The sequence below is a fragment of the Acidovorax sp. NN32 genome (genome assembly GCF_057597245.1).
On sequence record NZ_CP199679.1, the window covers coordinates 3,904,157 to 3,928,321 of the forward strand.

General features: G+C 63.8%; 24 protein-coding genes. 7 read left to right on the plus strand and 17 right to left on the minus strand.

The genetic code is table 11. The features are described 5' to 3' along the window. Positions 1-113 precede the first annotated feature (113 nt). From ACT89O_RS18000 to ACT89O_RS18050, 11 genes are all read right to left on the minus strand, one after another. Positions 114-1,190 (minus strand): MucB/RseB C-terminal domain-containing protein, encoded by a 1,077-nt coding sequence (locus ACT89O_RS18000; protein ID WP_487262882.1) that lies wholly within the window; start codon positions 1,188-1,190, stop codon positions 114-116. A 36-nt stretch (positions 1,191-1,226) separates the two neighbouring features. Continuing rightward, a complete protein-coding gene (locus tag ACT89O_RS18005; protein ID WP_487260761.1) occupies positions 1,227-1,907 on the minus strand; it encodes a sigma-E factor negative regulatory protein in 681 nt (226 codons plus the stop codon). Between the two features lie 9 nt (positions 1,908-1,916). Then, positions 1,917-2,543, minus strand: coding sequence for an RNA polymerase sigma factor RpoE (gene rpoE, locus ACT89O_RS18010; protein WP_055399464.1), 627 nt, complete (start codon positions 2,541-2,543; stop codon positions 1,917-1,919). A 646-nt stretch (positions 2,544-3,189) separates the two neighbouring features. Continuing rightward, positions 3,190-4,434: a beta-ketoacyl-ACP synthase II gene (fabF, locus tag ACT89O_RS18015; RefSeq protein WP_487260762.1), complete on the minus strand. Its 1,245-nt coding sequence runs from the start codon at positions 4,432-4,434 to the stop codon at positions 3,190-3,192. A 47-nt stretch (positions 4,435-4,481) separates the two neighbouring features. After that, positions 4,482-4,721, minus strand: a complete 240-nt coding sequence (gene acpP, locus ACT89O_RS18020; protein WP_003058049.1) for an acyl carrier protein — start codon at positions 4,719-4,721, stop codon at positions 4,482-4,484. A 103-nt stretch (positions 4,722-4,824) separates the two neighbouring features. Next, positions 4,825-5,571, minus strand: a complete 747-nt coding sequence (gene fabG, locus ACT89O_RS18025) for a 3-oxoacyl-ACP reductase FabG (RefSeq protein ID WP_121420771.1) — start codon at positions 5,569-5,571, stop codon at positions 4,825-4,827. Beyond that, the gene (fabD, locus tag ACT89O_RS18030; RefSeq protein WP_487260763.1) at positions 5,568-6,518 is read right to left on the minus strand and encodes an ACP S-malonyltransferase; all 951 of its coding nucleotides are present in this window, start codon (positions 6,516-6,518) and stop codon (positions 5,568-5,570) included. The genes fabG and fabD overlap by 4 nt, the downstream gene beginning before the upstream one ends. A gap of 60 nt (positions 6,519-6,578) precedes the next feature. Next, a complete protein-coding gene (locus ACT89O_RS18035) occupies positions 6,579-7,556 on the minus strand; it encodes a beta-ketoacyl-ACP synthase III (RefSeq protein ID WP_487260764.1) in 978 nt (325 codons plus the stop codon). Then, positions 7,556-8,611, minus strand: a complete 1,056-nt coding sequence (gene plsX, locus ACT89O_RS18040) for a phosphate acyltransferase PlsX (RefSeq protein ID WP_055399475.1) — start codon at positions 8,609-8,611, stop codon at positions 7,556-7,558. The genes ACT89O_RS18035 and plsX overlap by 1 nt, the downstream gene beginning before the upstream one ends. Before the next feature lie 108 nt (positions 8,612-8,719). Next, complete coding sequence (rpmF, locus tag ACT89O_RS18045; RefSeq protein WP_005794249.1) at positions 8,720-8,902, minus strand: 50S ribosomal protein L32; 183 nt, start codon at positions 8,900-8,902, stop codon at positions 8,720-8,722. Between the two features lie 110 nt (positions 8,903-9,012). Next, positions 9,013-9,561, minus strand: coding sequence for a YceD family protein (locus ACT89O_RS18050; protein WP_121420774.1), 549 nt, complete (start codon positions 9,559-9,561; stop codon positions 9,013-9,015). A gap of 25 nt (positions 9,562-9,586) precedes the next feature. Here ACT89O_RS18050 and ACT89O_RS18055 point away from each other — a divergent pair, with 25 nt between their 5' ends. The 3 genes from ACT89O_RS18055 (at position 9,587) to ACT89O_RS18065 (ending at position 12,167) form a co-directional block, all read left to right on the plus strand. Next, positions 9,587-10,186 carry a Maf family nucleotide pyrophosphatase gene (locus ACT89O_RS18055; RefSeq protein ID WP_487260765.1) on the plus strand — a complete coding sequence of 200 codons (600 nt, stop codon included), beginning with the start codon at positions 9,587-9,589 and terminating at the stop codon, positions 10,184-10,186. Continuing rightward, positions 10,183-10,986, plus strand: coding sequence for an SAM-dependent methyltransferase (locus ACT89O_RS18060; protein ID WP_487260766.1), 804 nt, complete (start codon positions 10,183-10,185; stop codon positions 10,984-10,986). The genes ACT89O_RS18055 and ACT89O_RS18060 overlap by 4 nt, the downstream gene beginning before the upstream one ends. A gap of 80 nt (positions 10,987-11,066) precedes the next feature. Then, positions 11,067-12,167, plus strand: coding sequence for a toxin-antitoxin system YwqK family antitoxin (locus ACT89O_RS18065; RefSeq protein ID WP_487260767.1), 1,101 nt, complete (start codon positions 11,067-11,069; stop codon positions 12,165-12,167). A gap of 150 nt (positions 12,168-12,317) precedes the next feature. On the opposite strand, the gene ACT89O_RS18070 is transcribed toward ACT89O_RS18065, so the two are convergent. From ACT89O_RS18070 to ACT89O_RS18085, 4 genes are all read right to left on the minus strand, one after another. Next, complete coding sequence (locus tag ACT89O_RS18070) at positions 12,318-13,364, minus strand: S49 family peptidase (protein WP_176886645.1); 1,047 nt, start codon at positions 13,362-13,364, stop codon at positions 12,318-12,320. Between the two features lie 92 nt (positions 13,365-13,456). Beyond that, entirely contained in the window at positions 13,457-13,834 is a 378-nt protein-coding gene (locus ACT89O_RS18075) for a Rieske (2Fe-2S) protein (protein ID WP_055395307.1), read from the minus strand. 27 nt (positions 13,835-13,861) lie between these two features. Further along, positions 13,862-14,536, minus strand: coding sequence for an HAD family hydrolase (locus ACT89O_RS18080; protein ID WP_121505742.1), 675 nt, complete (start codon positions 14,534-14,536; stop codon positions 13,862-13,864). Between the two features lie 25 nt (positions 14,537-14,561). Next, the gene (locus tag ACT89O_RS18085) at positions 14,562-15,563 is read right to left on the minus strand and encodes an RluA family pseudouridine synthase (RefSeq protein ID WP_121420781.1); all 1,002 of its coding nucleotides are present in this window, start codon (positions 15,561-15,563) and stop codon (positions 14,562-14,564) included. Positions 15,564-16,163: 600 nt separating this feature from the next. Between ACT89O_RS18085 and ACT89O_RS18090 the strand changes: the two genes are divergently transcribed. From ACT89O_RS18090 to queF, 4 genes are all read left to right on the plus strand, one after another. After that, entirely contained in the window at positions 16,164-19,295 is a 3,132-nt protein-coding gene (locus ACT89O_RS18090) for an Rne/Rng family ribonuclease (protein WP_487260768.1), read from the plus strand. 218 nt (positions 19,296-19,513) lie between these two features. Beyond that, positions 19,514-20,299: a peroxide stress protein YaaA gene (gene yaaA, locus ACT89O_RS18095; protein WP_487260769.1), complete on the plus strand. Its 786-nt coding sequence runs from the start codon at positions 19,514-19,516 to the stop codon at positions 20,297-20,299. A gap of 33 nt (positions 20,300-20,332) precedes the next feature. After that, positions 20,333-21,247 carry a 2OG-Fe(II) oxygenase gene (locus ACT89O_RS18100; RefSeq protein ID WP_487260770.1) on the plus strand — a complete coding sequence of 305 codons (915 nt, stop codon included), beginning with the start codon at positions 20,333-20,335 and terminating at the stop codon, positions 21,245-21,247. A gap of 57 nt (positions 21,248-21,304) precedes the next feature. Beyond that, positions 21,305-22,150 carry an NADPH-dependent 7-cyano-7-deazaguanine reductase QueF gene (gene queF, locus ACT89O_RS18105; protein ID WP_487260771.1) on the plus strand — a complete coding sequence of 282 codons (846 nt, stop codon included), beginning with the start codon at positions 21,305-21,307 and terminating at the stop codon, positions 22,148-22,150. 25 nt (positions 22,151-22,175) lie between these two features. Here queF and ACT89O_RS18110 read toward each other — a convergent pair whose 3' ends face one another. Both ACT89O_RS18110 and ACT89O_RS18115 read right to left on the minus strand, forming a co-directional pair. After that, the gene (locus ACT89O_RS18110; protein ID WP_121505738.1) at positions 22,176-22,442 is read right to left on the minus strand and encodes a hypothetical protein; all 267 of its coding nucleotides are present in this window, start codon (positions 22,440-22,442) and stop codon (positions 22,176-22,178) included. Positions 22,443-22,542: 100 nt separating this feature from the next. Then, positions 22,543-24,102, minus strand: coding sequence for a methyl-accepting chemotaxis protein (locus ACT89O_RS18115; protein WP_487260772.1), 1,560 nt, complete (start codon positions 24,100-24,102; stop codon positions 22,543-22,545). Positions 24,103-24,165 lie beyond the last annotated feature (63 nt).

Consider the following 24,165-nt stretch of genomic DNA (forward strand, 5'->3'; position numbering starts at 1 on the left):
TTTGGTTCCCGCATCGCAAATGCACTTCGCATGCCCCTGCAAACGGCCCCGCCACAGCGCTGGCTCAGAGACAGCAGCCGCCAGCGTCACGCCCACTGGCCTCAGTGTCAGTGTCAGCGTGTGCGCTCCAATTGACCCGCAAACAGGCGAAGGGTCTGCAAAGGAACCTCCCCCACTACTGTGAGCCATACATCGGGCAAGACCCGTTGCGCAAGAAGTTGCGTGGCCCCCATACCCGAGACCTGGGGCTGGGAGGGGTGTCGCAGGGGATCAAAGGTCTCGATGAACAGCGATACCGATGCAAGACCATCGGAGTACAGGCACTGCAAGACACCCTGCGCACCGTCGTCAGCAGACACAGCGCGCCGATGGCAGCTCACCGGAACAAAGCCAGCAACCGGCTGACGAAGCACCCAGCCCTCGGCCGTGGCCGTGGTCTTGACCACAACCGGCGCCACCACCTTGTAACCAGCGGTCGCGTCCATCAGGCGTGAAAGCTGCTCCACGCGAACGGGGGCGTTCAATTCCAACTCCGAGAATGCAGCCTGCTCCAGAACGCGTCCGTTCGCGCCCAAGGTCTGCAGCTTCACGACCAGGCCGGTCTCCCGCTCGCTCCACAGCTTGTAGCCAAAACGCAGCGAGTCCACGGGTTTGAACCACACCACGTCGGCAACAAATCCTGCAACGCGCTCTTGGCCCACAGGGCGTGCGGCATAGAACTGGGATATGGAAGTGCCCTCAACCACCGGAACTCGTGGAAACAGCCCAGAGGCATCCCGTCGATCCGACCGCACCACACGCGACTGTGGCCAGAACGTACGTACCTCGTCGTTGCGCCGAAAAATGGTCCGGGGAGTGCCACTGAGAGCCTCCACGCGCTCCATCTGCTGCGCCCCTTCACAGGCGTGCCAGATGCGTGAACTGGCCATCGCTCCGGAAGCAGCCAGCACCACAAAGGTACCGGCATACGGGCGCGCGCAGGGCGCACTGTGCATGCGCTCGATCCACTGCAGAATACTGCGCTCCGCAGGCGCGGGAGCCGCCTCTGCTGCCGAAGAAACACCCCCCTCAGCCGACGAGACCCCTGCCGATACGGAGAGTCCTGTCACACACAGGGCAGCAACCACCCCGTGTTTGAACTGCTGCGGCAGTGCTTTCAACCAAACGCACAAAACTCCCGGGTAGCTCATCACACAATCTCACCACGCCAGCAAGCCACTCCCGGCTCAGCGGCTGGGCGTCTCAAAGGTGGCATTGCGCAAAAATCCTGCAGGCATCTGCAATGCGGATGTGCTGCCAAACTGCTTGTGTGCCGCCAGCAACTCATCCAGGCGGGGATCCCGAATCATCACCTGCGCGCCACCATCGGCATCAGCCACTGCGACAACAGGGGCACCGGAGCTGGGGCCATTCGCACCCGACTCGGGAGAGATGGCCAGCTGGGCTCCACCCGTGGCGCCGGGTGCACCATTGCCTTGCAACGTGGCCAAAGAGGTCCAACCAATCGCCGCAACTGCCGCCAAAGACGCAAAACCCGCGACCATTTTCCAGCGAAAGACCGACGCATTGGCAGCATCCGCCATTGCGGGGGCCACCACATCCACCTGCTGCACAGCAGCGGCCGCAGGACGTACAACAGGCCCTTCCTTGGCCAGTTCATCACGCAACCGCGCCATGAAATTCGGATTGGCAGGTTGCGCGAGGTCGGAAGAACGCAATACATCTCCCACCAAATGGTAGAGCTGCCAAGTGGCATGGCCTTCGGCTTGCGCCGCATAGGCCAGGGCGTCCGCCACCTCGTCCCCATGCAACTGACCATCCGCCAGTGCCGACAATTGCTCGCGCCTGCTTATCTCAGCCACCACAGCACCGCCCACCAATCCATCACTTCGTACAGCGTTGTTCATTTCATTACCTCACCACCGTTTGCCTGACTGGTTCTCAAGCAGAGGACGCACTTTTGCCGAAATGGCCTCTCGCGCCCGAAAAATCCGTGACCGCACCGTGCCGATGGGGCAATCCATGGCCGTCGCAATCTCTTCGTAACTCAGCCCTTCAATCTCGCGCAACGTTACCGCCTGGCGCAGATCGTCGGGCAACGCCTCCATAGCCGCATTCACGGCTTGCGCGATTTCTCGGGCAGCGAGTACGGTTTCGGGGGTTTCGTCGCTGGTTAGTTCGTGTCCGAGGCGGGAAGTTTCATCTTCGTCCTCGTTCCCCCGCAACGCGTTCTCAGAGATGACCGGATTGCGTTTCATGTCCATGAGCGCCTTCTTGGCGGTATTGACAGCAATCCGGTAGAGCCAAGTGTAGAACTGCGCATCCCCCCGGAACTGGTGCAGCGCGCGGTAGGCCCGGATGAACGTCTCCTGCGCTATGTCTTGAACGATGTCGGTGTCCCGCACCATCCGGCCAATGAGACGCTCGATACGGCGCTGGTACTTGATGACCAGTAACTCATAGGCACGCTGATCGCCCGCTACCGCGCGCTCCACCAGTTGGAGGTCGCTATCTTCGGAAGGGGAAGGCGGAATTACAGTCATGGATACTCAGGATTCACGCCCACGGCTGCTGGCCGGGGCGGTTTCGTCAGCGTTGTCAGCGCCCGGTCTGGCGCGCGAATATACCGCACGCCGCAGATCCAGCCAACGCTCGGGCTGCGCGGAACACGCCAGCCACAGCCAGGTGCGGCGGTGCCCCACCGGAATGACATGGAGCCACAGATGTGACTGCAAATCGAGAAGGACTTCAGGAGGCCCGGACAATGCCATCCAGGCCGCCCCGGAGTTCGGAGCCACCAGCGTCCAGGCCTGGCCATCCCAGTGAATACCACCAGAAAATTGACAGAACCAAAAATGGAATGCACTGGCGGCAGCCAGACACCAGAGACCACCCGCCATCGCTGCGGGCCATGGGGATGCAGCACCACCACTTCGAACGAACCAAGCAACCAGCCCCGCTGCGCTGATCAGCAACAATGCCCCCAGCAAGCCCCCGAACAGGCGGCTGCGCCGCAGGGGGTAAAACACCGAAGGTGGTCGCTGCGAAGTCACACCCACGAAACGCTACCAAGGCTGTGCCGCCTGCTTAGCACGGAACATAGGGCCGTGCTGAGCAACCAACGATTGCAGGACCGCAACAAGAACCACGACCTCGCCAAGTCGGGCGGCAGAGCACCTGACCCAATGATCAGACGCGCTTGAAAACCAGCGTCCCGTTGGTGCCACCAAAACCGAAGTTATTCTTGACTGCAACGTCGATCTTCATGTCACGCGCCGTGTTGGCGCAGTAGTCCAGATCGCACTCGGGGTCCTGATTCGCCAAATTGATGGTGGGTGGTACCTTTTGCTCATGCAAGGCCAGCACTGTAAAAATGCTTTCAATACCGCCCGCACCACCCAACAAATGACCGGTCATGGATTTGGTGGAGCTCACCACAGCCTTGTAAGCATGGTCGCCCAAGGCCGCCTTGATGGCATTCGTCTCATTAATATCACCCAGCGGCGTGGAGGTGCCATGGGCGTTGAGGTAGTCAACTTGATCGGCATTCATGCCGGCATTGCGCAGGGCGTTGAGCATGGCTCGGCGCGGACCATCCATACTGGGGGCCGTCATGTGGCCTGCATCGGCGCTCATGCCAAAACCACCCAGTTCCGCATAGATCTTGGCACCACGGGCTTTGGCATGCTCGTATTCCTCCAGCACCATGACCCCAGCGCCCTCACCCAAAACAAAACCATCACGGTCCCTGTCCCAGGGGCGGGAAGCGGTCTTGGGGTCATCGTTGCGGGTAGACAGGGCGCGCATGGCCGCAAAACCACCAATGCCCAGCGGCGACACCGTGGATTCAGTGCCACCCGCCACCACCACATCCGCATCACCGTATTCGATCATGCGGCCAGCCTCGCCAATGCAATGCAGGCCGGTTGTGCAGGCCGTCACGACCGCAAGGTTCGGCCCCTTGAAGCCAAAGCGCATGGACACATGGCCCGCCACCATATTGATGATGGACGCTGGCACAAAGAACGGCGTGATGCGCCGCGGACCGCGACTGACCAGTTCCGCGTGGGTATTCTCGATCAGTGGCAAGCCACCAATCCCCGAACCGATCACGCAGGCTATGCGTGTCGCAAACTCTTCACTGAGCGCTTCACCCGTGGGCAGACCGGCATCTTCAACCGCCTGTGCCGCAGCTGCAATGCCGAAATGGATGAAGCTGTCCATCGCGCGCGCATCCTTGGCGCTGATGTACGACTCCAGGTCAAGACCTTTGACCTCCCCTGCAATCTTGCAGGCAAAGTTCGAAGTGTCGAACTTGGTGATGAGGTCAATACCGGATTTTCCGGCAAGGAGATTGGCCCAGGATTCGGCCACCGTGTTGCCCACGGGGCTGACGCATCCCAGGCCGGTCACGACAACGCGACGACGGCTCATGCGTAAAAACCTTCTGTTGATCGCTTGAGTCAGGCGCAGTGCGCCGCTCAGGCCTTCTGGTGGGTGTTGGCGTAGTCGATGGCGTTTTGCACCGTCGTGATCTTCTCGGCGTCTTCGTCAGGGATCTCGATGCCGAATTCGTCTTCCAGTGCCATCACCAGTTCCACCGTGTCGAGCGAGTCGGCACCGAGGTCTGCCACGAAGGCCTTTTCATTGGTGACTTGGGACTCTTCCACACCGAGTTGTTCGGCAATGATTTTTTTGACGCGTGCTTCGATATCGCTCATGGTTTCCCTCTGGGGGTTGTGAATGAATCCGCGATTCTAGCCGCTTAAGGAGAAGCCCCTCAGCAGCCCGCCGTCCGGATGAACCGGCGTTAACTTGTCTCAATTACATGTACATGCCGCCATTGACATGCAACTCCTGCCCGGTCACGTACCCTGCTTCGCGCGAAGCAAGGTAGGCCACGGCATGTGCGATGTCTTGCGGCTTGCCCATATGCCCCAAAGGGATCTGGGCGTTGAGGGCTTTTTGCTGTTCTTCGGGCAGCACCGACGTCATATCCGTCTCGATAAATCCCGGCGCTACGCAATTGACCGTGATGCTGCGGCTGCCCAGTTCGCGGGCCAGTGCACGGGTCATTCCCGCCACTCCAGCCTTGGCTGCCGCGTAGTTGGCCTGACCGGGATTGCCCGATGCCCCCACCACACTGGTGATGCTGATGATGCGCCCGAATCGCTGTTTCATCATCGGGCGAATTGCCGCGCGGCTCACGCGGAAAACTGCCTTGAGATTGGTGTCCAGCACCGCATCCCAGTCATCGTCCTTCATGCGCATGGCCAGGGTGTCGCGGGTGATGCCCGCATTGTTGACCAACACATGCAAACCACCCTGCTGCTTGACGATGGAATCCATCAACGCCTCGATGGCAGCTCCGTCATTCACGTTCAGATTGGCGCCACGGCAGCCGGGGTAGGCCGCCAGGGCCTGGCTGATGCGCTCGGCGCCATCGTCAGTCGTGGCCGTGCCCACCACCTGGTAGCCACGTACCGCCAGCTCCAGCGCAATGGCCGCACCAATGCCGCGCGATGCGCCAGTGACCAACGCCACTTGCGCGGCCGATGAGGATTGCGTCATGCCAACAACTCCCGGGTTTCGGCCAGCGTGGCCATATCAAACAGTGTCGCACCCACCAGCTCAGGATCGATGCGCTTGGTCAGACCCGCCAGCACTTTGCCAGGGCCACTTTCAATAATATGGGTGACCCCCCGGGCCTTGAGGGCCAGCACACACTCCACCCAGCGCACGGGGCCAAAGGCCTGGCGGTAGAGCGCGTCTCGGATCGCCTCAGCGTCCTGCTGCACCGCGACATCCACATTGTTCAGAACCGGAATCTGGGGCGCAGCAAGCGCCACATCCGCCAGCGCCAAGCGCAGCTTCTCAGCGGCAGGCCTCATCAGGCTGGAGTGAAAAGGGGCAGACACCGGCAATGGCAGTGCGCGCTTGGCACCTGCCGCCTTGAGCATTTCGCAGGCCTTTTCGACGCCGGCCTTGGTGCCCGCAATGACCGTCTGGACGGGGTCGTTGAAATTGACAGCCTCAACCACTTCTGCCGCTCCAACACCGAACGAGGCCACTGCCTCGGCACATCCTGCGATGACCTTGGAAGCCTCCATCCCCAAGATGGCAGCCATGGCCCCAGTGCCGACCGGCACGGCCTCCTGCATGGCAGCTGCACGCAGGCGCACCAGCGGCGCCGCCTGGGCCAGCGTCAACACACCTGCGGCAACCAACGCCGAATACTCGCCCAGAGAATGCCCCGCAACAGCGACCGGGGCAGCACCACCTTCTGCACGCCAGACACGCCATGCAGCCACCCCAGCCACCAACATCACCGGCTGCGTGTTGGTGGTCAAGGCCAGCGCCTCCTTGGGACCTTCCTTGATCAGCAGGCCGATGTTTTCACCCAGGGCATCCGAGGCTTCCTGCACGGTCTGGGCCACCACCGGGTGATCACCCCATCCGTCGAGCATGCCCACCGATTGCGAGCCTTGTCCCGGAAAGACAAATGCAAAAGACTTCATGAAAAATCCAGAAATATGATTGAAATTGATGCCTAGCGCTTATCCAGCAAGCGCCACCAGCTATAACTTCAGGAGCACCGCACCCCAGGTAAAACCGCCGCCCACACCTTCGAGCAGCAGGGTCTCACCCTTTTTGACCTGACCCGCACGCACCGCATGGTCGAGCGCCAGGGGGATGGAGGCTGCCGAGGTGTTGCCATGCTGGTCCACAGTGACCACCACCTTGTCCATGGACAGCTTGAGCTTGCGGGCCGTGCCCTGCATGATGCGGATATTGGCCTGGTGGGGAATCAGCCAGTCAATATCGGCCTCGGTCAGCCCCGCCTTGGCCAGCACCGCATGCGCGGCCTTCTCCAGCACACCCACCGCCAGCTTGAAGACAGCCTGCCCATCCATCTTGAGGACAGGGTCCCCCAGGACCTTGCCGCCCGACACGTTGCCAGGAACACACAGGATACCGACATGCTTGCCATCGGCATGCAGGTCGCTGGACAGGATGCCCGGCGTTTCCGATGCCTCCAGCACCACGGCACCCGCACCATCACCAAACAACACGCAGGTCGTGCGGTCATTGAAATCCAGAATACGGCTGAAAACTTCTGCCCCAATGACCAGCGCGCGGTTGGCAGCGCCCGTCTGGATCATGGCATCCGCCACGGACAGGGCATAGACAAAACCGCTGCACACCGCCTGCACATCAAACGCAGGGCAACCATTGGCTCCCAGCTTGTTCTGCAATATGCAAGCGGCCGAGGGAAACACCATATCCGGGGTGGACGTGGCCACGATGATCAGGTCAATGTCGGTCGGCATAAGGCCCGCCGCCTGCAAGGCATTGCGCGCAGCCTCCAGACCCAGATCGCTGCAGGCAACATCAGGCGCCGCAAAGTGGCGCGCGCGGATACCGGTGCGCTCCACGATCCACTCATCTGAGGTTTCGATGCCGCGCTGGGCCAGTTCAGCCACCAGATCAGCGTTGGTCAGCCGGCGCGGGGGCAGGTAGCTGCCGGTGCCGGTAATGCGGGAGTAGCGTCTCATCAATGTGTCATCGTCGCCGCAACGCCAGGCTGGGGCTGGGCATCCGCAGGCACCAGAAGCGGCGCTGCGTGCGCAATCCGGGTCCGGACGCGGTCGAGCAGGTTGTTGCGGGCTGCATCATACGCCCGGTTCAAAGCCTGCTCGAACGCCATTGTGTCAGCCGACCCATGGCTCTTGAACACCAGCCCGCGCAGCCCCAGGAGAGCCGCGCCGTTGTAACGGCGGTAGTCCATGCGCTTCATGAGCGCTTTTAAGATCGGATACGCGGTGATCGCAGCGATTTTAGTGAAGATGTTGCGGGAGAACTCCGTTTTCAGGGCGCCAATGATCATTGATGCCACCCCTTCACTGGCCTTGAGGGCCACATTGCCAACAAATCCGTCGCATACCACGATGTCAACGGTGCCCTTGAAAATGTCATTGCCTTCAACATTTCCATAAAAATTCAAGTCACCGGAATTGGCTGCAGATCGCAGCAATTCACCGGCTTTTTTGATTACTTCACTACCTTTGATCGCCTCTTCACCGATATTGAGCAAACCGACGGTGGGCTCCCCGCCATCCCGAAGGACCGAAACCAAGGCAGAACCCATCACGGCAAACTGCAGCAAATGCTCGGCGGAACAATCCACATTCGCCCCAAGGTCCAGCACCGTGGTGGCACCACCTGCGGCGTTGGGCAATTGCGTCGCAATGGCGGGGCGGTCGATGCCGTCCAGCGTCTTGAGGAGATACCGGGCAATAGCCATCAGCGCGCCGGTATTGCCTGCCGAAACGGCCGCAGAGGCCGCTCCATCCTTGACCTGCTGAATCGCCACGCGCATGGAAGAATCTTTCTTCTTGCGCAGAGCCACCTCGACAGGATCATCCATGGCCACCACTTCGGTAGCAGGAATGATCGTGGCACGGTCGTGCGAAAAAGATTGCAAACTATCCACCAGGCCGACGAGCAGCAGGCGGGCATCAGGGTGTGTATCGAGAAACTGGCGGCACGCCGCGAGCGTGACGCGGGGGCCATGGTCGCCCCCCATGCAGTCAACAGCCAGTGTGATCATGGGCGACTTGTCCGGCCGGCCAGGAGGGCCGGAAAAATAAATACGACGGTCAAAACAAAGGCCCGCGCTACGGTTTCAGTAGCAACGGGCCTTTGGATGGGGCGAAGATCAGGCTTCAGACTTGTTCTTCAGCACCTGACGGCCACGGTAGAAACCGTTGGGGCTGATGTGGTGACGCAGGTGCGTTTCACCGGTGGTGGGTTCCACAGCAATGCCTGGCACATTCAGGGCATTGTGCGAGCGGTGCATGCCGCGCTTGGAGGGGGACTTTTTGTTTTGCTGAACGGCCATGATGGCTCCTGATCTGGAATAGGTTGGTAAAAACGCGATCAGCCCAAAAGACACGATGGGGTTCGCGTGAAGCCCACGATTATAACCCAAATGATTTTTGGGTCGTCCAATCAGCCCTTGTTGTCTTTGCGCAGTGCGGCCAACGCCGCAAAAGGATTGGGCTTTTCGTCGTTGGCTTCCTCAAAATCGTCGTCCGAAGAAGCCAGTGGTACTGCGGTGGGGCACTCGTCGTGTTTGGGCACCACGGGCAAGGCCATCAGCAACTCATCCTCAATCAGCTCGTGAAGGTCAAACTCGCGGCTCATGGCCAGCAGGTCTTCTTCGCTTTCGTCGTCCAGAGCCTCTGCGGTGGCCTCGTCGGCCACGAAGCGAAACTCACGATCCACCTCCAGCGGCACATCCACCGGCGTCATGCAACGCTGGCATTCCATGGGGAAGCTCGCAGTAACCTTGATATGCAGCCAGACCTGGCCCATGCCGCCCAGCGCCGTGCGCACTTCGCCCACAGCCTCCCAGTCCACCATCAGGTCCGGGTGCAGGCCCTTGGCCTCCTGGGCCAGGCGTTCGTACTTCAGCAGTGAATCGTGGCCCGCCAGCCGACCGCCCGCCTGTGCAAAGGCTTTCACGTCGAGGCGCTGGGGGGAGAATTCCTTGGTCATGGCGGCAGTGTAAGAGAATCGGCGCATGCATCAATCCCCCCCCCTGAAACGCCCTCTGGTATTGGGCTCCACATCGCGGTATCGGCGTGAATTGCTAGAGCGGTTGAACCTGCCTTTTGACGTCACGGCCCCGGAGGTGGATGAGACCCCCCTGCCCGGCGAAGCCCCTCGCTCACTGGCCTTGCGCCTGGCGCTGGCCAAGGCACGCGCCGTGGCGCAACTCCACCCCGATGCGGTGGTAATCGGCTCCGACCAGGTTGCCGACCTCGCTGGCGAGCCCCTGGGCAAGCCCGGCCACCACGAGCGTGCGGTGGCGCAACTGCGCCAGATGCGCAGCCAGACCGTGGTGTTCCAGACCGCCGTGGCCGTGGTGTGCGCCGCGACGGGTTTCGAGCAGATCGACCTGGCCCCGGTGGAGGTGAAATTCCGTGAGCTGTCTGACGCGGAAATCGAGCGCTACCTGCGCGCCGAGCAACCCTACGATTGCGCCGGCAGCGCCAAGAGCGAAGGCCTGGGCATTGCGCTGCTGGATGCCATCCACAGCGACGATCCCACAGCCCTCATCGGACTGCCCTTGATCCGCACCTGCCGCATGCTGCGCGCGGCAGGCTTGGTGCTGCCATGACAAATCCCCCCACCGAACCGCGCTCAGGCGCTCGCAAGGGCACGCTTTATCTCGTGCCCGCCCCCCTCGACTTTGGCTGCGACGCCCAGGTCCCGCTGCAAAATGCCCTGCCCTCGGCCACCCTTCAGACGGCTGCACGGCTGACCCAGTGGGTGTGCGAGAACGCCAAGAGTACACGCGCCTACCTCAAACGCATCGACGCACTGCACCCCCTGGCAGCCCCCCTGCAGCAGCAGCAGATCACCGAGCTTCCCCGCGAAGTCCACAAAAAAGGCGACCATGGCGACAAAGGATCAGCCCCGTTCGACGCACGCCCGCTGCTCGCAGCGGCACTGAATGGGCACGACATGGGGCTGATCAGCGAGGCGGGCATGCCTGCAGTGGCTGACCCGGGTTCGTCCGTGGTGCGCGCGGCACACGACCTTGATATCCCCGTTGTACCCCTGGTGGGCCCTGTGTCGCTGCTGCTGGCGCTGGCGGCCAGCGGATTGAACGGGCAAAACTTTGCGTTTGTCGGCTACCTGCCCCAGGACAGCCAGGAGCGCATCCAGCGTATCAAGGAGCTGGAAAGCCTGGCCCTCAAGACAGGACAGACCCAGCTTTTCATCGAAACTCCCTACCGCAACGCCGCACTCTGGCAGGCCCTGGTGCAAACGCTGCAGCCCCACACCCGCCTGGCGCTGGCCAGCGGGCTGACGCTGCCCGACGCACGCATCCGCAGCCAGCTCGTGCGGCAATGGCGCCAGCAACCCGCGCCCCCAGACAACCGCACCCCTGTCGTGTTTGCGATGGGCCGCTAAGCATGAACCGTCTATTCACTATATTTTTTATAGCTGTTAGCGCTTATGGTTCAAGCGCTGAGGCCATTATTCGTTGTGAATTGAATGGCAAACCCATCAATATTTCCAACGGTGCCGAAACCGCCGGCCAGTCCGGGCTGGTGCGCTGCCGCGAAGAAGACACCGGCCACCTCCAGCGCGAGCAGGAACTGCGCGACGGAAAGTTCGTGGGCCTGGAGCGCATGTTCGACCGCGAAGGCCGCCTGCAGCGCGAACGCACGGTCAACGAACGCGGCAACAGCCACGGCCGGGTGGCCGAGTTCTGGCCCAACGGCCAGGTGCGGCGCGAAGAAACCGCCGACAACGGCCGCACCCAGGGGGCCGTGAGGCGCTTTGACGCCACCGGCCGCGTGGAGCGCGTGTCGTTCCACGGCGGCGGGCAGGAGCTGTTCTATGTGGAAACCAACAGCAAGGGCCAGCCCACACGCCTGTTCTGCCCGCGCACCAGCGTGCTGCCCGAAGACCGCAAACTCTGCGGCTTCGACGGTGCCACTGACACCCTGCTCCATGCAGACAACGGCGCCAAAACCGCGCAGCTGCACTACGACCAGGGCCGCCTGCTGAACGCGACCGAATGGACCCGCGACGGCATCGTCGCCGCCCAGCAACTCGTGGTGGACGGTCGGCGTGTGCACCGCAGCTTCACCACCGAGGGCGGCAAAAGTGTGCTGCGCGAGGAACGGGTGTTCGCGCCGGACGAGCGCACACTGCGCGATACGCGGGGATCGCTGTTCAGCGCCAAGCGCTACGGCGCATCCGGCCAGCTGATCGAGCAGCGCAGTTTTGCCGATGGGCGGGAGGTGCAGGTCGAGCGCTGGTACCTCAACGGATTGGTGCGAGAGCGCAGCACCTGGACCGGCACCGGTGAGCAGGGGCGCGTGCAGCGCGAGATGTACCGTGACGATGGCAAGCTGGCGCGGCGCGAACAGCTCAATGCCGAGCAATGGCCCGTGGGCACGCAGCAGGCCTTTCACGACAACGGCCGGCTGGCGATTGAAGAACAGTATTCAGCCCCCGATGCCCGGGGACGCACGCGCCTTACGGCCCGCAAGCAGTGGGACGAGACGGGCAAGCTGGTGGCCGACGACACCATCCTGGAAGACGGCTCGCGCCAGCGCAAGGCGGGCGGGCTGGACAGCTAAAAACCACCCTCCTGCCAGCCCTCGGAGGCCGGCACGGCCGACTGCGTCACACCACGTACCGCCACGCAGGCCCAGACGCAAAAAAGCCCCGTGTGGAATCTCCACCCGGGGCTTTTTTTGTGCATGGCCCAAAGGCCGCGTCGGACGGTGTCAGCGCAGCTGAGGTCCAGCCACGGCCAGTGACTTCACGGCGCCCACACCAATCGCCGCGCCAAAGCGCTTGACCAGCCGTTCCGCCACGTTGTCGCGGCGGGTGTAGTCGATGATGTCTTCGGCCTTCACCACCTCGCGGGCCACATAGTCCAGGTTGCCCAGCTTGTCGGCCAGGCCCATTTCCACGGCCTGCTGGCCGGTCCAGAACAGGCCACTGAAGGTGTCGGGCGTGGTCTTGAGGCGGTCACCACGCCCGGCTTTCACCACGGCAATGAACTGCTGGTGGATCTGGTCGAGCATGGTCTGCGCGTAGGCACGCTGCTTTTCGGTCTGCGGGCTGAACGGGTCGAGGAAACCCTTGTTCTCGCCAGCGGTCAGCAGGCGGCGCTCCACGCCCAGCTTTTCCATGGTGCCGGTGAAGCCAAAGCCATCCATCAGCACGCCGATACTGCCCACGATGCTGGCTTTATCCACGTAGATGTCGTCGGCTGCTGCGGCAATGTAGTAAGCCGCCGAGGCGCAGGTTTCTTCAACCACGGCGTAGATCGGCTTGTTGTGCTTGGCCTTCAAACGAACAATTTCGTCATTGATGATACCGGCCTGCACCGGGCTGCCGCCGGGGGAGTTGATGAGCAGCACCAGGGCCTGCGAGCCTTCGTCCTCCAGTGCGCTGCGCATGGCGGCCACCACGAACTCGGCACTGGCCTCGGCGCCGCTGGCGATCTCGCCTTTGATGTCCACCACCGCCGTATGGGGCGTGCTCTTGCTGGCACTGGGGGATGCCTGGCGCAGGGCCGCAAAGGCAACTGCGGCAATCAGCACCAGCCATGCCAGGCGGAAGAAGATCTTCCAGCGGCGGGCGCTGCGTTGTTCTTGGAGGGCGGAGAAGGCCAGCTTTTCCAGCGTGGCGCGCTCCCAGCCGGGTTCACGCGATGAGTCGCTCACAGATGCTCCTGAATTTGTAGCTGCTTGCGCCCACAGGTCGGGCGCGGGATTACTTTTTGGGTCAAAACCCGAAGAGCCGGGCTGCTGGGGGTCTGTCATGTCGTACGTCCTGGGCACTGCAACACTGCTGCCCGCGCACCGCGCTGGCTGGCACCAGGCGACAGCACATAAGGGTAATTCATCTGGATTCTCTAGAACTCTACGGGTTGCAGGTTGTAGGCAGTATGCCAGTGCACCACACCATCGCTTTCGGACAAAGCAATTTTCACCAGCCCGCCGCGGCACGGGCCGCCCGCGCACTGGCCGGTGCTCGGCAGGTAGGCGGCCCCGTGGGTGGCACACAGCAGCCAGTGGCCCGTGTCGTCAAAAAAGCGGTCCGGCTGGTAGTCCATCTCCATGGCCACATGGGTGCAGCGGTTCAGGTAGGCATGCGGCAGGCCCTGGTAGCGGATCGCAAAGGCCCGGCAGGTCTGACCTGCGTACTGCACATCAAACGGAACCGCCAAGCCCCCATCGACGAGGTCGGCACTGTTGCACAGCGCAATGGGCTGATCGGGTGGTGTGGTCATGGGCTCGTCCCGCTCCAATACCCGGCGTCACGCGTTGTGCAGCAGCCAATCGTGCAGCTCGCGCACCGAATGCACGACCGCCAGCGGCTGGAGCGCGTGAAAGGCGTCGGGCTCATGCGCGCCATAGCTCACCCCCACGCTCGCACAGCGCGCGTTGACCGCCATCTGCAGGTCGTGGGTGGTGTCGCCAATCATCAGCAGGCGCTCCGGCGCAACATCAAATTCGGCCATCAGCTCCTGCAGCATCAGCGGGTGGGGCTTGCCAGCGGTCTGGTCGGCGGTGCGCGAGCCGTCGAACACGCCGCGCAAGTCCACCGAGTGCAGCGCATCGTCCAGCCCGCGCCGGCTTTTGCCCGTGGCCACGGCCAGCAGGTGGCCGCGTTCACGCAGGTCGTTCAGCAGGGGCAGTACGCCGTCGAACAGGCTCAGGTCGTCCTGGTGCTGGATGTAGTGGAAGCGGTAGCGGTTGCCCAGCTCGGTGTACTTTTCGGTTGGCACATCCGGCGCCGCATGGGCCAGGGCCTGCATCAGGCCCATGCCAATCACATAGGCCGCCTCTTTGTCGGTGGGCACGGTGCCACCCACGTCACGCACCGCCGCCTGGATGCAGCGCACGATGATGGCGGTGGAGTCGAACAGGGTGCCATCCCAGTCAAAGGCGATGAGGTCGAAGCGGCGCGGACGGAAGTTTTTGGCAGACATGGAGGGGGTTCTTCGCGCAGGATCGTCAGGCAGGGGACACAAAATCGGCCAGCTCGCGGGGCAGCTCGGCAATCAACTGCACACGCTCGCCCGAAGCGGGGTGATTGAACTGTAACCGCCATGCGTGCAGGAACATGCGCTTCATCGAGAGCTTCTGAAGGCGCTTGTTGAGGTCAAAGTCGCCGTATTTGTCGTCCCCGACGATGGCGTGGCCCTGGCTGGCCAGGTGCACACGAATCTGGTGGGTGCGACCGGTCTTGATGGTCACCTCCAGCAACGACATGGCGGGCAGGCCCTGCGCAGCGCGCGCGGGCACGGTGCTGCGCACCTTGACCAGTGTGATGGACCGCATGCCATCCGGGTCGTCGGCCGTGGTCACACGCACGCGGCGCTCGCCGTCAGCCTGCAGGTATTTGTGCAGGGGCAGGTCGATGACTTTTTTGTTGGCAGGCCAGGTGCCCGTGACCAGTGCCAGATAGGTCTTTCCCGTTTCTCGCTCGCGGAACTGGTCCTGCAGGTGGGTAAGCGCAGACCGCTTCTTGGCCACCAGCAGGATGCCCGAGGTGTCGCGGTCCAGCCGGTGCACCAGTTCCAGGAACTTGGAAGCCGGCCGTGCCTGGCGCAGCTGCTCGATCACGCCAAAGCTCACCCCGCTACCGCCATGCACCGCCACGCCAGCAGGTTTGTCGATGGCGATCAGGTGCTCGTCTTCGAGCAGGATGGGGAATTCGCGCGCGGGCGCCGGGCGCTCGGCCTTTTCGGCCACCTTGTCTGAAATTCGAACAGGAGGCAGGCGCACCACGTCCCCTGCTTCCACGCGGGTGTCGGCACTCACGCGGCCTTTGTTGATGCGCACCTCGCCGCTGCGGATGATGCGGTAGACATGCGTTTTAGGCACACCTTTCAAGTGGCGTATCAAAAAGTTATCGAGCCGCTGGCCTGCGGAGTCAGCATCCACTTCCACCAGGCGGGCTGCGGGAAGCCCCCCAGGGGCGGCGGGCGGTTTGGCCCCTATAATGTGTTTCACCTGCGCGTTGTTATGTAAGTGGTTGATTTGTCTGGAGTTTAGTCCACACAGCCCTTGCCCCTCGTGCAGGCAGGTCGATGCCAGCGGGCGTCGTGCGCGCAGATTGCAGGCCAGATGCCTGTGGTGGCCAGCACGCCGTGCGGCGGGCTGACAGATTGAAACACTGATACGGAATCCCCCAAGCTGGCAGATGTTCCCTACCCGGGCGCAGCCTGCCAGCGGATCAAAGCGAGCATGTGGTTGTTGATGGCATGGATGGTGACCCTGTGGCGGAGGCTGCGGCCTTTGGCTGCATGCTCAAAATCGCCCCCAGCGCACAGCCAGCAAGCGCAATCAGCTACTCTTTTGCTAGCAAAACTGCGTTCCTACCACTCGCCCCCATCCACGCGCCCCTGCCTCCCGATGCTGCGCTAGAGCGCGGCAGATCATTGGCATCCCCGGCAATTCCCTTCGTTTCGATGCGTCAGTCCAGGCATTCACAGCTCCTGTAGAGCTTGTTGTATTGGTTTGGAAACTGTGGGCGGCAGCCCGCGCAGCCCTCTCCGTGGGTCACGGTTGGCTGCTCCGCTGCTGTCCGCGAAACACTGAAGGAATCGCATCATGAAGCGGATGCTCATCAACGCCACGCAGCCCGAAGAACGGCGCCTGGCCATCGTCGACGGACAAAAACTCCTCGACTACGAAATCGAAATCGAAGGGCGCGAGCAGCGCAAGGGCAACATCTACAAAGCCGTCGTCACGCGCGTCGAGCCCTCGCTGGAAGCCTGTTTTGTGGACTACGGCGAAGACCGCCACGGCTTCCTGCCGTTCAAGGAAATCTCGCGCAGCTACTTCACCCCCGGTGTCTCGCCCAGCCAGGCGCGCATCAATGAAGTGATCAAGGAAGGCCAGGAACTGCTGGTCCAGGTTGAAAAGGAAGAACGTGGCAACAAGGGCGCGGCCCTGACCACCTTCGTCTCGCTGGCTGGCCGCTACGTGGTGCTGATGCCCAACAACCCCCGGGGCGGTGGCGTATCGCGCCGCATCGAGGGCGAAGACCGCGCCGAGCTCAAGGAGGCGATGGACCAGCTCGAATACCCGAACGGCATGTCCATCATCGCGCGCACCGCCGGCATTGGCCGCACCGCGCCCGAGCTGCAGTGGGATCTGAACTACCTGCTCAAGCTCTGGAATGCCATCGACGGCGCCGCCAAGGGTGGCAAGGGCGCCTTCCTGATCTACCAGGAATCGAGCCTGGTGATCCGCGCGATCCGCGACTACTTCAACAACGACATCGGTGACATCCTCATCGATACCGACGACATCTACGAACAGGCGCAGCAGTTCATGGCGCATGTCATGCCCGAGCATGCCGCCCGCGTGAAGCGCTACCGCGACGACGCCGCCCTGTTCAGCCGCTTCCAGATCGAGCACCAGATCGAATCGGCCTACGCCCGCACCGTGCAGCTGCCCTCGGGCGGCGCCATCGTGATCGACCACACCGAAGCGCTGGTGTCCGTGGACGTGAACTCGGCCCGCGCCATCAAGGGCGGCGACATCGAGGAAACCGCCACCCGCACCAACCTGGAAGCCGCCGACGAAGTGGCCCGCCAGATGCGCCTGCGCGACCTCGGCGGCCTGATCGTGATCGACTTCATCGACATGGAAGAGTCGAAGAACCGCCGCGAAGTCGAAAACCGCCTGCGCGACGCGCTGCGCCAGGACCGCGCCCGCGTGCAGTTCGGCACCATCAGCAAGTTCGGCCTCATGGAAATGAGCCGCCAGCGCCTCAAGCCCGCCTTGAGCGAAGGCTCGTCCATCCCCTGCCCCCGCTGCGGCGGCTCGGGCCACATCCGCGACACCGAATCGTCGGCCCTGCAGATCCTGCGGATCATTCAGGAAGAGTCCATGAAGGACAACACGGCCGCTGTGCACTGCCAGGTGCCGGTGGAAGTGGCCTCTTTCCTGCTGAACGAGAAGCGCACCGAGATCGCCAAGATCGAACTCAAGCAGCGCGTGGCCGTGCTGATGGTGCCCAACAAGACGCTGGAAACCCCCAACTACCGCCTGGAACGCTTGAAGCACGACGACCCGCGCCTGGACCACATCGAAGCCAGCTACAAGCTCGCCGAAGAAGTGGAAGACCCCACGGCCGTGACGCGCCGCTCGCAAGAGCCCACCAACAAGCAGACGCCGGTGATCAAGGGCGTGTTGCCCGACGCACCCGCCCCGGTGGCCGAGCCCCGTGCCGAAGGCGCCGCCCGCCCACCACGCGCCGGCCAGCGCCCCGCCGCTGCGACCGCGCCAGCACCCGCCCCCGTGGCAACCCCGGCCCCGGCTGCGGCCGCCCCCCAAGAGCAAGGCTTCTTTGGGTGGATCAAGAGCCTGTTCGGCGTTGGCACCACACCGGCAGCCCCTGCCCCCGTGGCCGCGCCCGCACCGGCAGCAGCCCCGGAGACCACCGCCCGTGGCGAACCCCGCCGCGATGGCCGCAACGGTGAAGGCCGTGGCCGCCGTGGTGGCCGCGATGGCAACCGGGACGGCCAGCGCGAAGGCGCACCCCGTGACGGCAACCGCGAAGGCAGCGGCGAAGGCCGGGGCCGCCGTGGCGAACGCTCGGCCGAAGGCCGCGCACCCCGCGACGCCGAGCGCCGCCCCGAAGGCGAGGCCCGCGAAGGCCAAGGCCGCGACGGTGGCCGCAATGGACGCGAAGGGCGCGAAGGAGGTGGCCGTGGCCGCCGGGACAACACCGAGCCGCGCAACCAGAACGCAGGCTTGAACGGTGACAACAACACCGCCGTGACCGCACAGGTGGAAGGCCCCAACGCTGGCAACCCCGGCAACAGCACAGAAGGCCAACCCACCCAGCAGCCCCGTGGCGAACGCGGCCCACGCCGTGAACGTGGTGATCGCGGCAACCGTGGCGAACGTGGCGAGCGCACACCCCGCGCGGTGGAAGCCCAGGAAACAGCCGCTGCCGCAGTGCCTGGCGACTTTGCCGACACAGCGCCACTGGCTGCCTTGCCCGATCTGGACCTGTCCGGCAACGACGCTCAGCCCAACGGCAATGGTGCCGCTGCAGAAGAACAGCGCCGCGAGCGCCGTTCGCGCGACCGCTACGGCCGTGACCGCCGCGAGCGTGGCGAACGCGGTCCGCGCGACAACAACGGCAATGCCGAAGCCGCCGCACCGGCGATGCTGGATTTCGACCCCACGCAGGCCGAGCCAGCACCCGCGCAGGACGAAGCGCCACGCCGCAGCTACTTCACGGCCCCTGTAGCGGAGCCAGCGGCAGCGGCACCCGCTCCAGCGCCTGTGGCAGCACCCGTGCCCGCCCCGGCCCACGCACCGGCCCCCGTTGCTGCACCTGTCGCCGCGCCGGTAGCAGCCCCGGTGGCGGCTGCGCCGGCACCTGTGGCGGCACCAGCGCCTGTTGCAGCACCTGCACCCGCTGCGGCACCCGTCGCACCGGTGGTACCCGCTGCGAACGGTCTGCCCCGCGTCCAGGCGTTCGCACTGCCCATCGACGAGCTGCAGCAAGTGGCTGCCGCGTCGGGCCTGCAGTGGGTCAACTCCGACATGGACAAGATCGCTGCTGTGCAAGCTGCGATTGCCGCCGAGCCCAAGCCCATCCGCGTGCCACGTGAGCGGCCACCTGCGGTAGTGCTGGATGAAGGCCCGCTGGTGCTGGTGGAAACTCGCCGCGACCTGTCTGCCATGAAACTGCCGTTTGAGCAGACTCCCTCGGCCTGATGCGCTGAAAACGGCTGCTGCCCCTCCGGGTGCCGCAGCTATGCAAAAAGAAGGCGGCCCAGGCCGCCTTCTTTTTTTTGCGGGAGCCTGCCAATGCCCGCAAGGGCGCGAAGACAGTCCTTCAACAGGTACCATTTCAAGCCACCGCCTCCCCAGAATCGCAGCAGCCCACCCGGCCACCTGCTTCACCTTCCGAGATCCACGGACCTTCTGCCTCCATGCTGTTCCTGCTGTCTCCCGCCAAATCGCTCGACTACGACACGCCCTTGCCCGAAGGCCTGCCACACACCACGCCCCAGTTTGTGGCGCAATCCACCGCGCTCATTGAGGTGCTGCGCGAGCAATCTCCGCAGCAAATCGCTTCGCTGATGGACCTGAGTGACAAGCTTGCCCTGCTGAACGTGGCGCGCTACCAGGCCTGGCGCCCCCGTTTCACGGCCGCCAACTCGCGCCAGGCGCTGCTGGCCTTCAACGGCGATGTGTACGAGGGACTGGACGCCCGCACGCTCGCCCCGCAGGAACTGGACTGGGCACAAAGCCATGTGGCCATCTTGAGCGGCCTCTATGGCGTGCTGCGGCCGCTGGACCGCATGCAGCCCTATCGCCTGGAAATGGGCACGCGCCTGGCCACCAGCGCAGGCAGCAACCTGTACCAGTTCTGGGGCAGCCAGATTGCCGAGCACCTCAACACCCGCCTGCGCGCCGACACGACCCCCGTGGTGGTCAACTTGGCATCGCAGGAGTACTTCAAGTCCGTCGACCGCAAGGCGCTCAAGGCCCGTGTCATCGAATGTGTGTTCGAAGACTGGAAAGGCGGCGCTTACAAGATCATCAGCTTCCATGCCAAACGTGCGCGGGGCCTGATGGCGCGCTATGCGATCACGCACCGCGTGGCCACGCCGCACAAGCTCGAAGGGTTTGATCTGGACGGCTATGCCTTTGCCCCGGCATCATCCGAGCCCGAGCGCCTGGTCTTCCGGCGCAAGACCCTGCCCACCGCCTGACTCTGCTAACCCCATTCACGTTGAAGGACCGCCATGGCATCGCGTTCTGAGCAGCACCCCGACAGCAGCACCCCAACCACCCACCAGCGCGCCAGCACCGCGCGGCAGGCCATCACGCCCGAGCTGCGCCGCTGGATCATCGAACAGGCCCAGGCCGGCTACGCCGCGCCCGTGGTGCTGCAGTCCATGCGCGATGCGGGCTGGGATGAAGACGTGGCCGCCGACGCCTTGGAGGTCACGCTGCAGGACCACCTGAACGAACTGGCCGTACAACAAGGCCAGCCCGCCGCCGTGCCTGTGCCCGAGCCCCAGCTGGATGCATCGCCCGCCCAGGTGGACTGTGGCGACCGCACCGTGAATGTGCTGCTGGCCATGGCCCAGCCGCGCATCGTGGTGTTTGGCAACCTGCTCTCGCCCGAAGAATGCGACGCCCTCATCGCGGACGCTGCGCCGCGCATGGCGCGCTCGCTCACCGTGGCCACCAAGACGGGCGGCGAGGAAATCAATGACGACCGCACCAGCGACGGCATGTTCTTCCAGCGCGGCCAGAGCCCGCTGATCCAGCGCATCGAAGAACGTATTGCGCGCCTGCTGAACTGGCCCATCGAGAACGGCGAGGGCCTGCAGGTGCTGCACTACCGCCCAGGCGCCGAGTACAAGCCGCACTACGACTACTTCGACCCCGCCGAGCCCGGCACACCCACCATCGTCCAGCGCGGCGGGCAACGTGTGGGCACACTGGTGATGTACCTGAACACCCCCCAAAAAGGCGGCGGCACCACCTTCCCCGACGTGCACCTGGAGGTCGCGCCGCAGCGCGGCAATGCGGTGTTCTTCAGCTATGAGCGCCCGCACCCGTCCACCCGCACGCTGCACGGCGGTGCGCCGGTGATCGCGGGCGAGAAGTGGATCGCCACCAAGTGGCTGCGCGAACGGGAATTCAAGTAAAAACAGGCTCTAGCGCTTATCCATAAGGCGCTATTAGCTATAAATTTAATAGCACCTATGAACACCCCGGAACAATCCCAACTCGGCAAGTCCTCCGCCTACGTGGACCAGTACGACGCATCGCTGCTGTTCCCCATCCCCCGCTCTAGCAAGCGCGCCGAAATCGGGATCACCGGCGCCGCGCCGTTCTTCGGGGCCGACCTGTGGACAGCGTTCGAGCTGTCGTGGCTGAACCTGCGCGGCAAGCCGCAGGTGGCGCTGGCGCACATCACCGTGCCGTGCGAGACGCCCAACATCGTGGAGAGCAAGTCGTTCAAGCTGTACCTCAACAGCTTCAACAACACCCGTTTTGCCGATGCGGCCGAAGTGCAGGCCCGCATCCGCACCGACATCAGCGAAGCCGTGTGGCGCGGCGCCGACCACCCGGCCACCGTGGGCGTGAAGCTCATCGCCCCCGAGCTGTTCGACCAGGAACCCGTGCACGAGCTGGACGGCCTGAGCCTGGACCGCCTGGATGTGGAATGCACGCAGTACCAGCCAGCCCCCGAATTGCTGACAGCCACGTTCAACGAAGCACCCGTGACCGAAACCCTGACCAGCAACCTGCTCAAAAGCAACTGCCTGGTGACCGGCCAGCCCGACTGGGGCAGTGTGCAGATCAGCTACAGCGGCCCGCAGATCAACCAGGAAGGGCTGCTGCAGTACCTGGTGAGCTTTCGCAACCACAACGAGTTCCACGAGCAGTGCGTGGAGCGCATCTTCATGGATGTGTGGACGCGCTGCAAACCCATCAAACTGACTGTGTACGCGCGCTACACGCGCCGGGGCGGGCTGGACATCAACCCGCTGCGCACCAGCCACCCGCAGGGCCTGCCGCGCAACGTGCGCACGGCACGGCAGTAGGCCCAGCCGCCGTCAGTCGCGACCATCAGCTCCGCGCATCGATCCAGTCGCACCGCAGGGTGTGGCGCAGGTGTGCACGCGTTCGCCAGGTGACATAGAGGCTGGGCCCGAAGATACCCATCAGGCACAGCGGCGCAGTCCACGGCTCGCCAAAAGCGATGATGGGAAACCAGCCCACCCAGCCCAGCATCCAGACCGTCAACACCAGGTCCCACAGGTGGTATTCGAGCGGGTGGTCTGCCTTGTGCGCGACATGCCACTGCTTGATGCGTTGCAGCTCGTTGAGGGTCATGGTGATCTCCCGGAAAACGGGAAAATCACTGTAAGTTACGAGTAAGCATTCGTCAAGGTCTGCGTGGCTGGCGGTCGCTCGCCACAGCACCCGTTACCCGTTACCCCAGCCGGAACACATCCACCGAGCGGCCCAGCGACACCGCACTCTCCTTGAGCCCCTGCGCCGCCGCCGCAGACTCCTCGACCAGCGCCGCGTTCTGCTGCGTCACGGTGTCCAGCTGCGTCACCGCCTCGTTGACCTGGGCGATGCCTTGCGACTGCTCTTTGGTTGCACTGCTGATCTGCTGCACCAGCGTGCTCACGCGCTCCACTGCATCGACCACGCCCTCAATGGTGGTGCCTGCATGGCCCATCTGCTGGGCACCGCTGGCGATCTGGTTCACCGTCACGCCGATCAGACCGCTGATCTCCTTGGCGGAGCTGGCGCTGCGCTGGGCCAGCGCCCGCACCTCACCCGCCACCACCGCAAAACCCCGCCCCTGCTCACCGGCACGGGCCGCCTCGACGGCGGCGTTCAGGGCCAGCAGATTGGTCTGGAAGGCGATGCCCTCGATCACGCCCACGATTTCGCTGATCTTGGTGGACGACAACTTCATCTGCTGCATGGCGGCGCCCACCTCTTGCACCGCTTGGCCGCCGCGCTTGGCGATGTCGCTGCTCTGTGCGCTCTCGCGCGAGACCTTGGCGGCAGTCTCGGAGGTCTCCAGCACCGTGCTAGCCAGTTGCTCCATGGCCGCAGCAGTCTCTTCCAGACTGCTGGCCTGCGATTCGGTGCGGGCCGACAGGTCGAGGCCGCCGCGCGAGATCTCGTCGGCCGATTCAATGAAGTTGCGCACCTCGGTGCGCACATCGCCCACCACTGCGCGCAGGTTGACCTGGGTCTGCAGCAGGCGCTGCATCAGCGCGCCCAGGGGTTGGGGATAGTCAGTGCCCACCGACGTGGCCAGGTTGCAGGCCGAGATGTCGGACGCGAAGCGGGTGGCATCGTGCACGCCCTGCAACACGGTGGCCTGAAAGCGCCACAGCGTCCACCCCGCCCCCAGCAACAGCAACACCAGGCGGGCTACCCAGGCGGTGGTGCCTTGCAGACCCATCACATCGGGCAACAAGGCCAGCAGCACCGTTACCAGCAGCAGGATCGCCATGCGCGGCAGCAACGCCATCTGCGCCAGGTGCTGCTGCCAGCCACGCACTCCCCGGTAGCGCACATTGCCCGAGTCCAGGTAGAAGCTGCTCGCGCCCGATGCCGCCTCGCTGCGCATCTGGGCATACAGGGCTTCGGCAGCAGAAATTTCTGCCGCGCTGGGCTTGGTGCGCACCGACATGTAGGCACGTGGCTTGCCGCCCTCCATGATGGGGGTGACATTGGCGCGCACCCAATAGTGGTCGCCGTTCTTGCGGCGGTTCTTGACCAGGCCCGTCCAGGGCTCCCCCCGGCCAATGGTGCGCCACATGTCCTTGTAGGCCTCGGCGGGCATGTCGGGGTGGCGGATGAGGTTGTGCGGCTGGCCAATGAGTTCGTCGTAGCTGTAGCCGCTCACGCGAACGAACGCTGGGTTGCAGTGGGTAATCTCGCCCTTGGTGTTGGTGCTGGACACCAGCAGTTCATCGCCGGAATAGTCGAAGTTCTGCTGGGTCACGGGCAGGTTGATGCGCATGTTGGCTCCTGATGGGCCTGCAGCATGGGCAGGCAGCGCGGCACGCTTTTCGTTACCGCTTGA

What these genes read in the sequence shown, in the direction of transcription:
- ACT89O_RS18060 (WP_487260766.1), top strand. Translation starts at nt 10,183, where the DNA reads ATGACAAATCCCCCCACCGAACCGCGCTCAGGCGCTCGCAAGGGCACG.
- ACT89O_RS18100 (WP_487260770.1), top strand. Translation starts at nt 20,333, where the DNA reads ATGGCATCGCGTTCTGAGCAGCACCCCGACAGCAGCACCCCAACCACC.
- ACT89O_RS18075 (WP_055395307.1), bottom strand. Translation starts at nt 13,834, where the DNA reads ATGACCACACCACCCGATCAGCCCATTGCGCTGTGCAACAGTGCCGAC.
- ACT89O_RS18110 (WP_121505738.1), bottom strand. Translation starts at nt 22,442, where the DNA reads ATGACCCTCAACGAGCTGCAACGCATCAAGCAGTGGCATGTCGCGCAC.
- fabD (WP_487260763.1), bottom strand. Translation starts at nt 6,518, where the DNA reads ATGAAGTCTTTTGCATTTGTCTTTCCGGGACAAGGCTCGCAATCGGTG.
- ACT89O_RS18055 (WP_487260765.1), top strand. Translation starts at nt 9,587, where the DNA reads ATGCATCAATCCCCCCCCCTGAAACGCCCTCTGGTATTGGGCTCCACA.
- fabF (WP_487260762.1), bottom strand. Translation starts at nt 4,434, where the DNA reads ATGAGCCGTCGTCGCGTTGTCGTGACCGGCCTGGGATGCGTCAGCCCC.
- plsX (WP_055399475.1), bottom strand. Translation starts at nt 8,611, where the DNA reads ATGATCACACTGGCTGTTGACTGCATGGGGGGCGACCATGGCCCCCGC.
- queF (WP_487260771.1), top strand. Translation starts at nt 21,305, where the DNA reads ATGAACACCCCGGAACAATCCCAACTCGGCAAGTCCTCCGCCTACGTG.
- ACT89O_RS18070 (WP_176886645.1), bottom strand. Translation starts at nt 13,364, where the DNA reads ATGACAGACCCCCAGCAGCCCGGCTCTTCGGGTTTTGACCCAAAAAGT.
- ACT89O_RS18035 (WP_487260764.1), bottom strand. Translation starts at nt 7,556, where the DNA reads ATGAGACGCTACTCCCGCATTACCGGCACCGGCAGCTACCTGCCCCCG.
- fabG (WP_121420771.1), bottom strand. Translation starts at nt 5,571, where the DNA reads ATGACGCAATCCTCATCGGCCGCGCAAGTGGCGTTGGTCACTGGCGCA.
- yaaA (WP_487260769.1), top strand. Translation starts at nt 19,514, where the DNA reads ATGCTGTTCCTGCTGTCTCCCGCCAAATCGCTCGACTACGACACGCCC.
- ACT89O_RS18080 (WP_121505742.1), bottom strand. Translation starts at nt 14,536, where the DNA reads ATGTCTGCCAAAAACTTCCGTCCGCGCCGCTTCGACCTCATCGCCTTT.
- ACT89O_RS18000 (WP_487262882.1), bottom strand. Translation starts at nt 1,190, where the DNA reads ATGAGCTACCCGGGAGTTTTGTGCGTTTGGTTGAAAGCACTGCCGCAG.
- ACT89O_RS18115 (WP_487260772.1), bottom strand. Translation starts at nt 24,102, where the DNA reads ATGCGCATCAACCTGCCCGTGACCCAGCAGAACTTCGACTATTCCGGC.
- ACT89O_RS18005 (WP_487260761.1), bottom strand. Translation starts at nt 1,907, where the DNA reads ATGAACAACGCTGTACGAAGTGATGGATTGGTGGGCGGTGCTGTGGTG.
- acpP (WP_003058049.1), bottom strand. Translation starts at nt 4,721, where the DNA reads ATGAGCGATATCGAAGCACGCGTCAAAAAAATCATTGCCGAACAACTC.
- ACT89O_RS18090 (WP_487260768.1), top strand. Translation starts at nt 16,164, where the DNA reads ATGAAGCGGATGCTCATCAACGCCACGCAGCCCGAAGAACGGCGCCTG.
- rpoE (WP_055399464.1), bottom strand. Translation starts at nt 2,543, where the DNA reads ATGACTGTAATTCCGCCTTCCCCTTCCGAAGATAGCGACCTCCAACTG.
- ACT89O_RS18050 (WP_121420774.1), bottom strand. Translation starts at nt 9,561, where the DNA reads ATGACCAAGGAATTCTCCCCCCAGCGCCTCGACGTGAAAGCCTTTGCA.
- rpmF (WP_005794249.1), bottom strand. Translation starts at nt 8,902, where the DNA reads ATGGCCGTTCAGCAAAACAAAAAGTCCCCCTCCAAGCGCGGCATGCAC.